Origin of the sequence: Vibrio vulnificus CMCP6 (genome assembly GCF_000039765.1) — a bacterium.
Taxonomy (GTDB): domain Bacteria; phylum Pseudomonadota; class Gammaproteobacteria; order Enterobacterales; family Vibrionaceae; genus Vibrio; species Vibrio vulnificus_B.
The window spans coordinates 910,588-925,136 of sequence record NC_004460.2 but is presented as its reverse complement, the minus strand read 5'-3'; the positions used below and the strand labels follow the sequence as shown (position 1 = coordinate 925,136).

Genomic DNA, 14,549 nt, shown 5'->3' with positions numbered 1-14,549 from the left:
GGTTTCCTTTTTAAGTCGTGTTCTTTTGTTTTCTGTTGTTGATTGTTTTGCTAAGGGGCAGTAAGCAAGCACTGCCCCTGATTTTTTATTCGGTTTTGGTCAACTCGGCGCTCTTCCATAACTTAAAGATGGCAGGGAGAACCAACAGCGTTAGCAGAAGTGCTGAAGCCATGCCACCAATCATTGGGGCCGCGATACGCTGCATCACTTCAGAGCCCGTGCCTTCCCCGTACATGATTGGGATAAGACCAATGATCACCGTTAGCACTGTCATCATGACTGGGCGCACACGTAAGCCAGCGCCTTCGCGGATCGCGTCGGTGAGATCTTGTGCAACGAGCGACAGTTTGTTTTCTTCTGCGTGAAGCTTTTTGTAATGCCACGCTTGGTTGAGGTAGACGAGCATGATGACACCGATTTCCACCGCCACCCCGGCCAGTGCGATAAAGCCGACCCCCACCGCAATGGAGAAGTTGTAACCGAGGTAATGCATCAGCCACAGTCCGCCCACCATCGCCAGAGGGAGTGTCGCCATGATGATCAGTACTTCGCCAACGCGACGGAAGCTGAAGTACAACAGCAGCATGATGATGGCCAGCGTAATTGGCACCACCACACTGAGTCGCTCTTTGGCGCGTTCCATATATTCATACTGACCAGACCAAGCGAGTGAATAGCCTGCGGGAAGTTCAAGCTGCTCTGCCACCACGCTTTGCGCTTCTTGTACGTAAGAACCCAAATCGCGACCATCAATATCGACAAACACCCAGCCGTTTGGACGCGCGTTTTCGGTTTTGATCATCGGTGGGCCATCTTCATAGCGAATGTCTGCCACATCGGCGAGTGCAATGCGTGCTCCGTTGGGCGTTACCAGTGGTAGGTTTTGCAGTTTGACCACGGAATCACGGTAGTCTTGCGGATAACGCACATTGATGGGGTAACGTTCTAGCCCTTCGATGGTTTCTCCCACGTTCATGCCGCCAACCGCGGTAGAAATCACTTGTTGAACATCTTTAATACTCAAACCGTAACGTGCTGCCGCTTTACGTTTGATGTCGATGGTGACATAACGTCCACCCGCAACACGCTCAGCGTAAACAGAGGCGGTGCCTTGCACGCCTTTGAGGAGCGGTTCGAGTTGTGAGCCGATCTGCTCGATCACTTTCAAATCAGGACCGGCGATCTTAATGCCGATCGGTGTTTTGATGCCTGTGGCAAGCATGTCGATGCGGGTTTTGATGGGCATCACCCATGCGTTGGTTAAGCCCGGGAACTGAACAAGGTTATCAAACTCCTTGCGAAGTGATTCTGTCGTTACGCCTTCACGCCATTGGTCGCGTGGTTTGAGCTGGATAACCGTCTCGATCATCGTCAGTGGCGCGGGATCGGTTGCGGTATCGGCACGGCCAATTTTGCCCCACACCGTTTCCACTTCCGGTACGGTTTTGATCAGCTTGTTGGTTTGTTGCAAGAGCTCACGCGCTTTACCGATGGAAATGCCCGGATAAGTGGTTGGCATGTACATCAAGTCGCCTTCATCCAATGGCGGGATAAATTCACTGCCCAATTGACTGGTTGGATAGTAAGCCGAGGCCATCAGTCCCAACGCCAGCACGATCATCGATTTCGGGTATTTCAGGCTTAAACTCAGTAGTGGTCGATAGAGCGAAACTAGCCCTTTGTTGACCGGGTTTTTGTGCTCAGGCAGTACGTTACCACGAATAAAGTACCCCATCAGCACGGGTACAAGTGTAATCGCTAGACCCGCTGCCGCCGCCATTGCGTAGGTTTTGGTGAAGGCCAGTGGTGAGAACATCTTGCCTTCTTGGCCTTCCAGTGCGAACACGGGAACAAAGCTTAACGTAATGATAAGCAGTGAGAAGAACAGCGGTGCGCCGACTTCTTCGGCCGCTTTACCAATCACTTGCCAGCGGTTTTTATCCGTAAGCGGTGTGCGTTCAATGTGCTTGTGGACGTTTTCGATCATCACGATCGCCCCATCCACCATGGCCCCAATCGCAATGGCGATGCCACCGAGAGACATGATGTTGGCGTTAATTCCTTGCCAGTGCATGACAATAAAGGCAGAGAGAATACCGACAGGAAGGCTCAGTGCGATGACCAAGGATGAACGAATGTGGAACAAGAACAGCGCACAGACCACTGCCACCACAATGAACTCTTCGGCGAGTTTTTTCCAAAGATTTTCAACCGCCGCATTGATCAGGGTCGAGCGATCGTAGGTCGACACGATTTCCACGCCTTCTGGTAGGCTGCGTTGCAGGTCTGCCAGTTTTGCTTTGACGTTGTCGATCACTTGGCTGGCGTTCTCACCAAAACGCATCACGATCACGCCACCCACGGCTTCCCCTTCACCATTAAATTCAGAGATGCCGCGGCGCATTTGTGGGCCAATGTTGATATCGGCAATGTCGCCGAGGAGCAGTGGTGTACCCTTGTCGGTCACTTTAAGCGGTAGGGACTGAATATCCTCAACGCTGCTGAGATAACCCGTGGTGCGCACCATGTGCTCGGCTTCTGCCACCTCAATCACGGAGGCGCCCGTTTCTTGGTTGCCGTTTTGAATCGCCATGTTGACTTGCTGCAACGTTAAGTTGTAAGCACGCAATTTCGCAGGATCGATCTGCACTTGGTATTGTTTGACCATGCCGCCAACGGTGGCGACTTCCGACACCCCTTCAACGGTTTGCAGCTCATACTTTAGGAACCAGTCTTGTAGGCTTCGTAGCTGAGCTAAATCATGCTTACCTGTTTTGTCTTGCAGCACGTAGCTGTAGATCCAGCCCACACCCGTCGCATCGGGGCCGAGTGTCGGCTTGGCATTGGGTGGCAGTTTTGGCGCCACTTGGCTTAAATATTCCAAAACGCGAGAGCGCGCCCAATACATGTCGGTTTTATCGTTGAAGATGATGTAGACGTAGGAATCACCAAAAAACGAGTAACCGCGCACCGTTTCTGCCCCTGGCACCGCTAACATGGCGGTGGTGAGTGGGTAGGTCACTTGATCTTCCACGACCTGCGGCGCTTGACCTGGGTAACTGGTTTTGATGATCACCTGCACATCAGAGAGATCGGGAAGCGCATCGACGGGCGTGTTTTTAACGCTGTACAGCCCGCCGAGGGTAAGAAATAGCGTGGCTATCAACACCAGAAAACGGTTGTTGAGAGACCAACGAATGATCGCTGCTATCATTATTGACCTCCCATCGCTTCAAGCTGTTTCAACTGGTAGTCAGAGCCTTCTTTGGCGACTAGAAAGCGCACTTTTTGCCCCTCCTCAAAGCCCGACAAGTTGATTTCGTCACCCACTGAGAAGTTGATTTCGCCTGCTTGCCAGTTCCACTCTGTAACGGGAAGGTGACTCAGCGTGACCATGCCAAAATCCGCCATCAACATGGAGATATCCCCACTGAGCCAAACTTCAGACGCAATGACGCTGTTGTCTGCCTTGATAGCGATGATTTGGTATTGGCCGTCGTCGGTTTTTTGCATTTCGAATTCGATGGCTTGTCCTTTTTGTAGCGCACTTAGGTCTACACCTTGCGCGGCGTTGAAGTTCATCGTCATGCCGGGCCAATTCCACTCTGGTACAGGCTGGTGGTTAATGGTTAACATGCCGTGGTCGGCCATTAGATCGGTGATTTCACCTTTTGCCCATGCGGTTTCTGCCGCTGCTTCAACCCCGTTTATACGAGAGAGGTCTGCACTTTGACTGGATTCAGAATCGAGCATAAAGTGCGCAGAGGTGACAATGCGATCCCCTTGGTTTAAGCCTTGGAGCACTTCCACTTTGTCATCGGCTTCTCGGCCGGTTTCGATGCGTGCTGAGCGGTATTTGCCCTCACCTTCCGCCAAAACCACACGCGTCATACCACCTGAGCGGATCACCGAAGATTTTGGTACGGTGAGCACTTCGGAGTCGCTGACGGGCTGCAAGGTAATGTTGGCGAACATGTTTGGTTTGAGTTCGCCATTTGGGTTGGCAAACTTAAGACGCATGCGTAATGTGCGTGTTTTCGGATCAAGAATTGGGTAAACGTAGTCGACCTCACCTTGCCAAGCTTTGCCGGGCAGTGCATCCAACGTCATGCTCGCTTGGCTACCATTAGTTAACCAGTGTGCTTGTCGCTCGAACACTTCCGCATCTACCCACACTTCATTGAGAGGGCCAGCACTGATGACCGCTTGTGCGGGTGATAAGTAGCCACCCTCGCGAATGTTGAGACTGGCGATAACGCCATTAGCGAGCGCTTTGATCTCGATGGTTTGTGATGCTTTACCACGACGAATCACTTGGTTGATCTGTTCGCGGTCGACGCCCAAAGAAAGTAATCGCTCAGTCGCGCCTTTAACCAGCCCATCACGGCCAGTGCGTTTGGCATTGAGCAGCTCTTCTTGCGCTTTGACCAGTTCAGGAGAGTACAAGGTAAAGAGAACCTCGCCCTTTTTCACCTGCTCACCCACGGCGTTGATATACAGTTTTTCCACCCAACCGGACACGCGCACGTTGGTCTGCCACAGCTGACTTTCGTCAAACGCTATGTAACCCACGGTTTCGATGCGTGGTGATAGCTTGGCCAGTTCGACTGCGGCCGTTTTTACCCCTAGGTTGTTTTCAACTGAAGGGTCGATCTTCACCGTTCCGGGCTTGTCGTTTGCCCCAGCGAGATCGTCGGCATAGACGGGAATGAGATCCATCCCCATAGGTGACTTGCCGGGTTTATCGCGTTTGTAATTTGGGTCCATTGGCGCAACCCAATACAGCGGCTCATGACTTGCTTTGATGTCGGTAGCAGCCATGGCACTCATGTCATGCCCATTGAAATATTGGTTAGCCGTAAAACCGAGTGCAGCGCCAATCAGTAGGGCAACCGTTGCGATTTGTAGTGATTTCATTCTGTAATTCCTTGGCAAATTAGCGACGGTTCACGTCAATATCAGCGAGTTCGGGTTGGGCGACGGTATAGGTGAAGCCGCCAAGCAACATCGCAAGATTACTGTTCACTTGATTGAGGTCGGTGAGAAGGCGCTGCGACTCCAACTCCACTGCCAACTCATCTCTGGTAGCAGCGATCACGTCGTTAAATTGTGCAGTGCTGTTTTGGTAGCCCCGCTCAACGGCTTTGGTGCGCGCTTTGGCTTGTTCAAGTAAGGTATTTTGGTAGCGTTCAAGGCGCTGCTCGAGATTGCTTCTATCCACCAATAACGCGTTCACTTTGGCGTTCATCTGTGCCAGGAGGAGATCTTTTTGCGATTGAGCCGCACCCACCTGATATTGGGCCGCAGCGTGTGCTCGGTCTTGACGATTTCCGGTAAACAGTGGGATATCCATCGTGAGATACGCACTAACCAGATCGGAGGCGGGTTCCCCCTTCATATTGTTGGCTTGGCGGTAGGCATACATCACTTCGACACCAAATTGAGGGGTGTAAGATTGCTCGGCAAGCTCTACTTGCGTTTGGCTGACCGCAATATTGGCGTTGGCCATTTGCACCATCGGATGTTGGGCCAATTGGGCGAAGTGCTGAGTCGTGGATGACGCCGACAATAAACGCTCTAATGCATCCCAATTGAGTTGGTTACTCGCTTTGAGATCGCGTTGTTGATACAGCCATTCGCTGCCGAGCCATTCAGACATTTGTGACAGAATGCGGCGTTGCATCTGCTGGTTGGCTTGCAGCTTTTCTTCTAATTGGCTGACTTGCAACTGTGCATTGAGCAGGTCCTGGGCTTCACTCTTACCAATCGAATAGTTGGTGCTAATGAAACTTTCTAGCTCACGCATTAAGCGCTGATTTTCAAGCAGAACGCGCTCTGCTTGCTGTTGATAGCCGAGCTCCAGCCAGAGTTGGGTGATGCCGTTGGCCACTTCGCGCTCTCGCGCAGCCACTTGCAAAGCCATGCCATCTGCTTGTTGTGATGCCTTTTTACTTTGCAATTCAAGAGTAGAACCACGTTCAAATTGCTGCATTAGGCCGACAGAAATGTTGGTCATGGGGTCTTCGTCGAACTTAAAGCTATCGACAGGTAAACCACCAAAGCCCACTTTCAGTTTGGGATCCATCAAGGTAGAGGCCGCAACGCCGCTTTCCCGCATCGCTTGTGATTGGGCAAAAATCTGCTTGCGGCTGGCGTCATTCGCCAGAGCCTGTTCAATCAGCAGGGTTAAAGGATCGCTCTGTGAGAGCAACTGACCTGTTGGAGCAGTGGAAGACTGCGCCATCACTGGAGTTGCAACCAGAGCGGAAACGCTGATACACAGCGCCAATAAGCTTGGTTTCATTTTTATAATCCAATCTGCACGTCAAAAAGCGACGTGAAAATACACACCACAGCTCGTTAGAGCTTGTGATACGAAATATTGATGATCGGATTACGCTATTGGGGGGCGATAGAGCGATTGCTGTCTTTCAATAGACCAAGCGGTTGATTCACGAGGGATCAGCGCCATGTGATAAGAGACAGGTAAGGAGTGTGCAGTTTGAGGCAAAAACGCAAAGACACTGACACAAGCCGCAGTACAGCAATTGTGTATCGATGGGGCGTCTGTGGCGCAGTGGCTGTTTGGCGTCTTAGCCGCTTGATTACTTTCGGCTTGAGAGCTTGCCGATTGATGACTTCCGGAGTGCAACGCGTGGGGATCAACCACCTTCACGCTCATACCACAGTCGGATGTCATTGTGCTTTGAGATTGCACCGTACTTTGAGACTGCACTGTGCTTAGCATCTGAAAAGTCATTAAAGGCGCGCTGGAGGCAAAACTTGAGCTCAACATGGCGAACATGCTGATAAAGGATATCCAGAATATGCGAAGAGAAGAGAAACGCATGTCGTGCCTTTAATGAAAAACTTAACGTCACTCTAAAGCTTTACCCTAGGGTAAGGTCAAGCGTAGATTAGTTAAAGTTTGATATCACAGGGTTTGTTACCCAGTGCAGACGTGTTACGGTTTTGCTGCTAACTTATTGGTCAGACCAGAGGCTTAAGGAAAGAGCCTTATCAGCGCTGTAAACAGGCGCGAATGCAACAAAAAGGATATTTTGTGCAATTACATACGATTAAAGGCTATATCCAAATCATGTATTTGGTGGAGTATGCGGACAAACTGCTGTTGCTTGACGGTGCAAGTCGAGCGGACATTCCCTATCTGCGTCGTTTCATTGAACAGGATTTAGGGCGTTCTTTTTGTGATTTGAAAGTGGTCGTGGTGACACACATGCATCCAGATCATGCGGGTGGCGCGCATCGATTACGTCAGTTGACGGGATGCCAAGTCGTGGCGGCAAATCGAGATCTCGATTGGTATCATGGTGTTGATGGCTGGTTGATGCATCTGACTGACTTGCTGTTGGCGGCGTGGATGGCAAATCGGTTAAAAAAACCATGGCGCAATCTATGGTATTCACGAGCGTTAAATCCGGATCACAAGCTCAATGATGGTGAATGCATTCCGGAGTTTCCTGATTGGGTGGTGCTTGAAACGCCCGGTCACACCGATCGAGATTTGTCGGTGTATCATGCAGAAAAGGGCATTCTGTATGTGGCGGATTTGATGGTTGAAGTGAAAAGAAAACTCATCGCGCCATTTCCCATTTTCCATCCCAACAAATATCGCGCTTCATTAGAACGAGTTTTTCACATGCAGCCGACAACCTTGCTGTTGGCGCATGGCGGAGAGCGTAAGTTTGATCTTGCCGCGTACCAACATATTTTAGACACCACCCCTCAGCGTCCAGTGACTCACTGGCGAGTGACAAAAATCAAGCTACGTGCTTTGTGGCATTCCATTTGGAAAAGGGGCTAATAAAAAACGGAGAGCCGAAGCTCTCCGTGGAATGAGATAACAAATCTCGTTAGTTGGCCAAAATGTGTGACTGGCTTGGGTCTACCAATACGCGATCAGCCATGCCTTGACGGCCCAACAACATCATGTAAGTCATGTCTTGGCGATTACTCAACGTGATATCAATTGGCCACTCTTGATCGGCTAAGCGCAGAGTGGTGGTGATCACGCAGCGGTGTTCAAAGGTACCGTTTGATGATTTGATTTTTCTGCTGCCTTTGAGAGGCGCCAAACAACGTACAATTTTCTCCAGATTGTAAACATCCGGGTGAAGATCAAACTCCACATATTGTTTGCCGTCTTTCTTTATGCAGATCAAATTATCTACGTGCAGAGAAGAAGTCTGCGCGCCAGTATCAATTCGTGTCTCTAGGTGAGTAATCCCTAACTCTGGTAAGCAGACAGCTTCAGTATTTCCGATGATCAGTTTCTGAGTCATAGTCATTATCCAAGCTTGCTTCGCAATTTTAAGAATAGTGGAAGTCTGGCTTCCACCGCGTCATTAACCTCTACCTTTGGTACGGTTTGAATTTGGTTTGGCGTTCTTTTCGATAAATTCGTAAATCATGCCTGCCACATCTTTGTTGGTCGCTTGCTCGATACCTTCTAAACCTGGAGAAGAGTTCACTTCCATGACCACTGGGCCATTCTTAGATTGAAGAATATCAACACCACACAGGTTTAGCCCCATCACTTTTGCCGCATTAATAGCGGTAGCGCGCTCTTCTTTGCTCAAACGAACCAATTGCGCACTGCCACCACGGTGTAAGTTAGAACGGAACTCGCCTTCTTTCGCTTGACGTTTCATCGCAGCAATCACTTTGTTGCCCACAACGAAACAGCGAATGTCTGCGCCTTTTGCTTCTTCAATGAATTCTTGCACCATGATATTGGCTTTTAAGCCCATGAAGGCTTCAATGACACTTTCTGCCGCTTTATTGGTTTCTGCCAATACCACACCAATGCCTTGTGTGCCTTCCAGTAACTTAATCACCAAAGGTGCGCCGCCTACATTACGGATCACGTCTTGGATATTGTCTGGGTGGTGAGCAAAACCAGTACGTGGTAAACCAATGCCTTTACGTGACAACAATTGCAGAGAGCGCAATTTATCGCGAGAGCGGCTGATGGCAACGGATTCGTTGACCACGAACGTGCCCATCATTTCAAACTGGCGGACGACTGCTGTGCCGTAGAAAGTGACAGAGGCACCAATACGCGGAATGATGGCATCGTATTGCGGCAATTCTTCACCCTTATAGCGGATCTTCGGGTTGTTACTCGTAATATCCATATAGCAGTGTAACGTGTCGATCACATCGACCTCGTGACCACGTGCTTCACCCGCCTGTTTTAGACGCATGGTGGAATACAGATTCTCATTACGAGAAAGAATAGCAATACGCATGGCAATTCCTTAGTAAGTCAGTACCAGTTTTAAATCATTGTAGGATAAAGCGAACAGGTTTAAATGATGTGACATGAACCGAATAAATCGGCACTAACCATTCGCTAATACGATTAAGGAGTGTGGTAGGACACCACATCGTTTAGAGGTGCGCACCTTAGTTTTTTTTATAAGACGATGAAAACGAAAAAAAATCATCGTAATGACAAAAAAAATCTATCGCCATTGCGCCCTTATCGCAGTTGAGTGTCAAGAGCTGTCTGGAAATTAATTTACTATTGGCTTGCGGTTTTGCACGATGAGAAAGTCGTAGAAAACGGACATCTGGCAGGCTATTTCGAGATATTCACCGCATAGATGGAATTTTTTATTGATAAATGTATCTAATTTCTGAGTTGAAAAAATAAAACCCCGCCTGGTTTCCCAAGCGGGGCTTATTCTCTTTCGCAGCAATCCAGCTACTGATAGTGCTCCCTGCATCTATCCATGATATTGGCTAAATCCTTTAACCTAATCCTTTGTCCATCGCCTTCCTAGCGGTGTCCTTACTGGCCTGTCATCCTGACTGGCGTAACTCTATCCCAGAGTGTAACGTCCTTGCTGACAACTCATCCTAAGTTATCAAATCTTCATCCTGAAGATACCCAATCCTTTAGGCTTTGTTCCTGTTCCCGCCAACATCCTGTTGACGAAGACAGTATTGAATTTTTGTCGGTTGGCGGCAATTGTCTGCAGAGAATTTTTTTCGTGTATTTTTAAAGTGAAAAATTGATAGTTCTTAAAATACATTGACTTAGTCAGTTAATTAATACGTTTTCCTCGAAATGAAAAGTGAAAAGCTTACAAGGCTTGTAAGAGATCTCGCACAAAGTGAATGGCAAATTGGTCGCAGCGCCTTTTTATCGCACCTTAGTCCGAAATGCGTGACATCACATTTTCTTTTTATTAAGGCTGAATTCGTCGATGAAGGCTTGTCGAAGCGGCAAATGGTGTCCTACTTTTAATGGTACAAAAATTGTATGTTTTTTAATCGTCAGGAAAACGGAACAAAAATGCCATTTTTCTGTCATAAGAGAAGCATAAGTTAGTAACGGTTAGAAAATGAAACCTGCCTAAGTGTTCAAAAACGAATTGTAACAGTCAGGGTGTTTATCATTAACTTGTGAAATTAATCACGGTCAGAACGAACATTCCTCGATATGTTATTGAGGAATATGACCTAAACAAAAAGTCCTGCATGAGTAGGGCACATAATTAATGAGGAAGATGGCTATGAAAAAAATGAGAAAAGCTCAGCTTCATCGCATCCGCATCCAGTATTGGAAAGATGCTAAAGAAGCTTCTAAACAAGCCTAGTGTTAACCAAAGCAAGCCGAGCTGGTAAGCGATTAAATTTTCTTTCCTAATACCAGCTCATTATTTTTCCCAACAACAGCTTTCCCTTACTTTCCGAGATGATAACCAAACAAACATTATATTAATTGCAATTGATAACTATTATCATTGATTGCGGTGGTGATGTTGTTATCATTTGTTCTATCTTTTATTACGATTCGATAGGCAAATGAGTAAACCTGTGTTTTTCCCACTCTCTTTGGCTCAGCAAGAATACTGGGCTGACTATATTGCTTTCCCTGAAAGACCTTTTTCCAATGTGGCACACGGTATCGAGATCAGCGGAGAGTGCGATATCGAATGTTTGTATCAAGCTATTTTGGAAACCACACAAGAAGCGGAAGCGCTGCGGCTCTGTTTTGGTTGCGATGAGCAAGGGTATCCACGCCAAGTGGTGCTGGACTGTTCTGCGATAGTGCTGGATTGCATCAACTTGATTGATGAAGCCGAAGCGGAACAACTCGCGTGGCAGAAAATCCGTGATGATATTGCTAAGCCAATTGATCTGACTGGGGAGGTTATGACCTATCAAGCCATTTTTCGGCTCAGTGAGGTTAAGACACTTTGGTACATAAGAAGCCACCACATCGCGCTTGATGGCTACAGCTTGCACTTAATAGAGCAACGATGTGCCTCTCTCTATTCTGCATTCATACAAAGCCAGACGCTTCCTGTGGTCTTTAAAGGATTCAATACTTACGTCAGAAATGAGCAGGCTTATCTGTGTAGTGAGCGAGCAGAGAAAGATCAACGTTTTTGGTTGGATTATATCAATCAGCACTCGTTTATCTCGTTCAACGATGATGACTTCAATAACGACACTTTTGCCATTGCAAAGGAGGTTGATCCTGAGCTAAGAGCGGCGCTCTTAAACGTCAGCCAACAACAGCAGTGGGCTTGGGTGGATTTGTTGGTGGTTTTGGTCGGTCTGTACTGCGTTGAAAAGCAGGTTCTCACAGAGCAGCAATCGGCAAGTGACGGATTGTGGATCTGGCTACCCTATTTAAATCGAATGGGTAACCGCTGCGCCAATACGCCTTGTTTGATGGTCAACACCTTACCGCTGTGGATCAATGCCGATATCGAGGAAAACTTTGTGGATAGGGTGAAGCGGCTCATGGCTGAGTTACGTCTTCTTTATCGTCACGGTAAGCACCCTCTAAGTAACAGTCTCAATGTAAAAGCAAGTCAGTCCCCTTATATCAATGTGCTTATTGATGAGGATATTGTATTTGGTGGGTGTCAGAGTGAGCGCAAGGTCGTCGCGAATGGCACCAACGATGGACTCAATATGACATTTCGCGTAAGGAAGGACGCAGCCAACATTACCTTCACGGTAGAAGGCGAACAACGATGGTTTGGACAAGAGCAAATCACCCATCTCAGTGAGCAGTTGATGGTGTTTATGCATCAATCACTCAATACCTTAGCTGAACAGAACTCAGGACAATGAAGGCATCTCATGCGGTGAGTAGCATACATTCTCACAAATGCAAATGAGAATGCTTTACATTTAAATTATCAATAATTAGAATGCGTTGTGAACTACGTTGTTATACCACTCGATAGTTGAGTTTAGGCTTTTGGCCTGAATCAGCCCCCGTTTGGAACGTATGTCAGTCGGAATATTTGCAATCAAGCACATGGCTTTTGAGCGTGACTCTATAGTGCAACGCTGTTCAGTTTCGGTCTCTTTACGCCTCTCTACTCAATCTCGAGGTAGAAGCACCACTCGCTATGCCTGTGCATCCTGAATGCAATCAGTTGTTTATTAGAGTTAAGGAGAAATTCAAATGGCAGCTTTACGCCCAGCGCGAACGAGCGTTGCAGAAAAAAAAACCTTTAAACTGCACGCTTTGTCTGCGGTAGTGATGGGGCTTTGTGCCAGTGGTCAAGCCTATGCTCAAACCGAGAGTACCAACAGCAACAAAAAAGAAGAGATGCCTGTTGTCGTTGTGATCGGTGAGAAAACAGAAAGAACCATTTATGACACCAGTTCGAGTGTCCAAGTGTTCGACCAGGAGACGATAGACAATACCCCAGGTGCAACAGAGATCGATGACCTGTTGCAACTTATTCCCAATATGGTGGACTCTGGCCAAGGTAACAGCATGCCAACGGTGCGTGGTATTGATGGTTCTGGCCCATCTGTCGGTGGTCTGGCGAGCTTTGCTGGTACTTCACCTCGTTTAAATATGTCCATTGATGGCCGCTCACTGACGTATTCGGAAATTGCGTTTGGTCCGCGTTCTCTTTGGGACATGCAGCAAGTCGAAGTGTATTTAGGTCCGCAAAGCTATATTCAAGGTGGTAACTCTTCTGCGGGTGCGATTGTAATGAAAACCAACGACCCTACCCACCATTTTGAAAGTGCAGTAAAAGCAGGTATCGGTGAGCGAAACTATTCACAAACCGCTGCAATGATCTCTGCACCAATCATCCAAGACGAACTTGCATTCCGCCTCAGCTTTGACCAACAAAAGAAAGAAAGTTTTGTTGGCTTGGCAGCCTATGACCCTGCTGGTGAGTCAAGCCGTATTGAAATGAGTTCTTTGAGAGGCAAGTTACTCTATGAGCCTTCATCAATGGATGGTTTCAAAACAACGCTTGGTGTATCGCTTATGGACTCTCGTAGTCCCCAGTCAGAAAGCATCAACATTGAAGGAGCAAATGCTTTTCGAGCTGTTTTTGAGACAAGTTCGCTCAGTACGGTATGGGATGTTTCATGGCAACTGAATGATCAATTTACTTTTGAAAGTAATGTGGTTTACGCCGATTTCACCAACGAGCGGCTTACATATCCAGTGGATAAGTTTGATTTTTCAACCAGTGGCTCGGAGTACCATGTTGAACCTATTTTGAAGTACCTTTCAAGTAACGGTCGACTGAGCGCATTGTTTGGTGCTCGTTATTACTCTTCTAAACAGAATGAGTCCTTTACCACTACGAGCGGTAGCAATCCTATGAAAGGCAGTAAGGATACGCAGTCTCTCTTTGCAGAAATGACTTATGCGATCACGCAATCAATAGATGTTACGCTGGCAGGGCGCTATGAGAAGGAACATATCACAAGAAAAGTTGAAGTATTCAACATTGATTATGATGAGACGTTAGGGGTTTTCCTACCTAAGTTCGATATCGCGTATAAGCCAGCTAATGATCAGACCTTCGGTTTTAAAGTGGCAAAAGGTTACAATGCGGGTGGCGCAGGCTTAGGTTTCAATAGTATTACTTCTGGTGGTTTTAAGCCTTACGAGTTTAAAGAAGAGTACCTGTGGAACTATGAGTTCTATACTCGTCATCGTTTAGGTCATTCGCTAGAGTTACTCACCAACACCTTCTATAACGATTTTGATGACATGCAGATGACCCAACTGCTTGCCAATGGTGATGTATTCATTACCAATTTAGACGAAGCTAAAACCTATGGTGTAGAGGTCGGCACACGTTGGTATGCCACAGATTCATTGGAGCTATTTGCTAACTTAGGTTTATTGAAAACAGAATACAAAGAGGTGAATGGAACTTCTAAAGAACTAGAGCGAGCACCAAACATAACGGGTAATTTAGGAGGGCAGTATAGCTTCTTTGATGGGTTTGAGTTAAGTGCCAACGCGGCTTACACGGGCGATTACTACTCAGATAGAAGCAACACGGCAATCACAACAATTGATGCATATTGGGTCGCTAATGCTCAATTGGCTTATGTGTTTGAAAACGGCCGAGCTACTCTGTTTGCCACCAACCTATTTGATTCCAATAAAACGACTCTGTACACATCGAGCAACTTGAACGATCAGCTTACACAGCAACCACGTATGATTGGTGCTTCATTGCAGTTGAACTTCTAGCCCTTCCCAAAGTAAAACGCCTCTGATGTTG

9 protein-coding genes are annotated in these 14,549 nt (G+C 47.5%); 3 read left to right on the top strand and 6 right to left on the bottom strand.

Translation table 11 applies throughout. The annotated features are described in order from the left end of the window. Positions 1–85: 85 nt before the first annotated feature. The 4 genes from VV1_RS19080 to VV1_RS19065 all read right to left on the bottom strand — a co-directional run bounded on the left by VV1_RS19080 (position 86) and on the right by VV1_RS19065 (position 6,850). Positions 86–3,214 carry an efflux RND transporter permease subunit gene (locus tag VV1_RS19080; protein ID WP_011081769.1) on the bottom strand — a complete coding sequence of 1,043 codons (3,129 nt, stop codon included), beginning with the start codon at positions 3,212–3,214 and terminating at the stop codon, positions 86–88. Next, positions 3,214–4,917 carry an efflux RND transporter periplasmic adaptor subunit gene (locus tag VV1_RS19075; protein ID WP_011081768.1) on the bottom strand — a complete coding sequence of 568 codons (1,704 nt, stop codon included), beginning with the start codon at positions 4,915–4,917 and terminating at the stop codon, positions 3,214–3,216. The genes VV1_RS19080 and VV1_RS19075 overlap by 1 nt, the downstream gene beginning before the upstream one ends. Positions 4,918–4,936: 19 nt before the next feature. After that, the gene (locus VV1_RS19070) at positions 4,937–6,304 is read right to left on the bottom strand and encodes a TolC family protein (RefSeq protein ID WP_011081767.1); all 1,368 of its coding nucleotides are present in this window, start codon (positions 6,302–6,304) and stop codon (positions 4,937–4,939) included. A 90-nt stretch (positions 6,305–6,394) separates the two neighbouring features. Continuing rightward, positions 6,395–6,850 (bottom strand): hypothetical protein, encoded by a 456-nt coding sequence (locus tag VV1_RS19065; RefSeq protein ID WP_043921168.1) that lies wholly within the window; start codon positions 6,848–6,850, stop codon positions 6,395–6,397. A 213-nt stretch (positions 6,851–7,063) separates the two neighbouring features. Here VV1_RS19065 and VV1_RS19060 point away from each other — a divergent pair, with 213 nt between their 5' ends. After that, positions 7,064–7,825, top strand: coding sequence for an MBL fold metallo-hydrolase (locus VV1_RS19060; protein WP_173652431.1), 762 nt, complete (start codon positions 7,064–7,066; stop codon positions 7,823–7,825). 49 nt (positions 7,826–7,874) lie between these two features. Here the strand turns inward: VV1_RS19060 and VV1_RS19055 are convergent, their stop codons facing one another. Continuing rightward, on the bottom strand, positions 7,875–8,303 hold the full coding sequence (locus VV1_RS19055) for an ATP-dependent zinc protease family protein (protein WP_011081764.1): 429 nt from the start codon (positions 8,301–8,303) through the stop codon (positions 7,875–7,877). A gap of 63 nt (positions 8,304–8,366) precedes the next feature. Beyond that, positions 8,367–9,272 carry a 30S ribosomal protein S6--L-glutamate ligase gene (gene rimK / locus VV1_RS19050; protein ID WP_011081763.1) on the bottom strand — a complete coding sequence of 302 codons (906 nt, stop codon included), beginning with the start codon at positions 9,270–9,272 and terminating at the stop codon, positions 8,367–8,369. A gap of 1,564 nt (positions 9,273–10,836) precedes the next feature. Here rimK and VV1_RS19040 point away from each other — a divergent pair. Together VV1_RS19040 and VV1_RS19035 are read left to right on the top strand one after the other, a co-directional pair. Further along, a complete protein-coding gene (locus VV1_RS19040; RefSeq protein WP_243742164.1) occupies positions 10,837–12,120 on the top strand; it encodes a condensation domain-containing protein in 1,284 nt (427 codons plus the stop codon). A 340-nt stretch (positions 12,121–12,460) separates the two neighbouring features. Continuing rightward, entirely contained in the window at positions 12,461–14,518 is a 2,058-nt protein-coding gene (locus tag VV1_RS19035; protein ID WP_011081760.1) for a TonB-dependent receptor domain-containing protein, read from the top strand. Positions 14,519–14,549 lie beyond the last annotated feature (31 nt).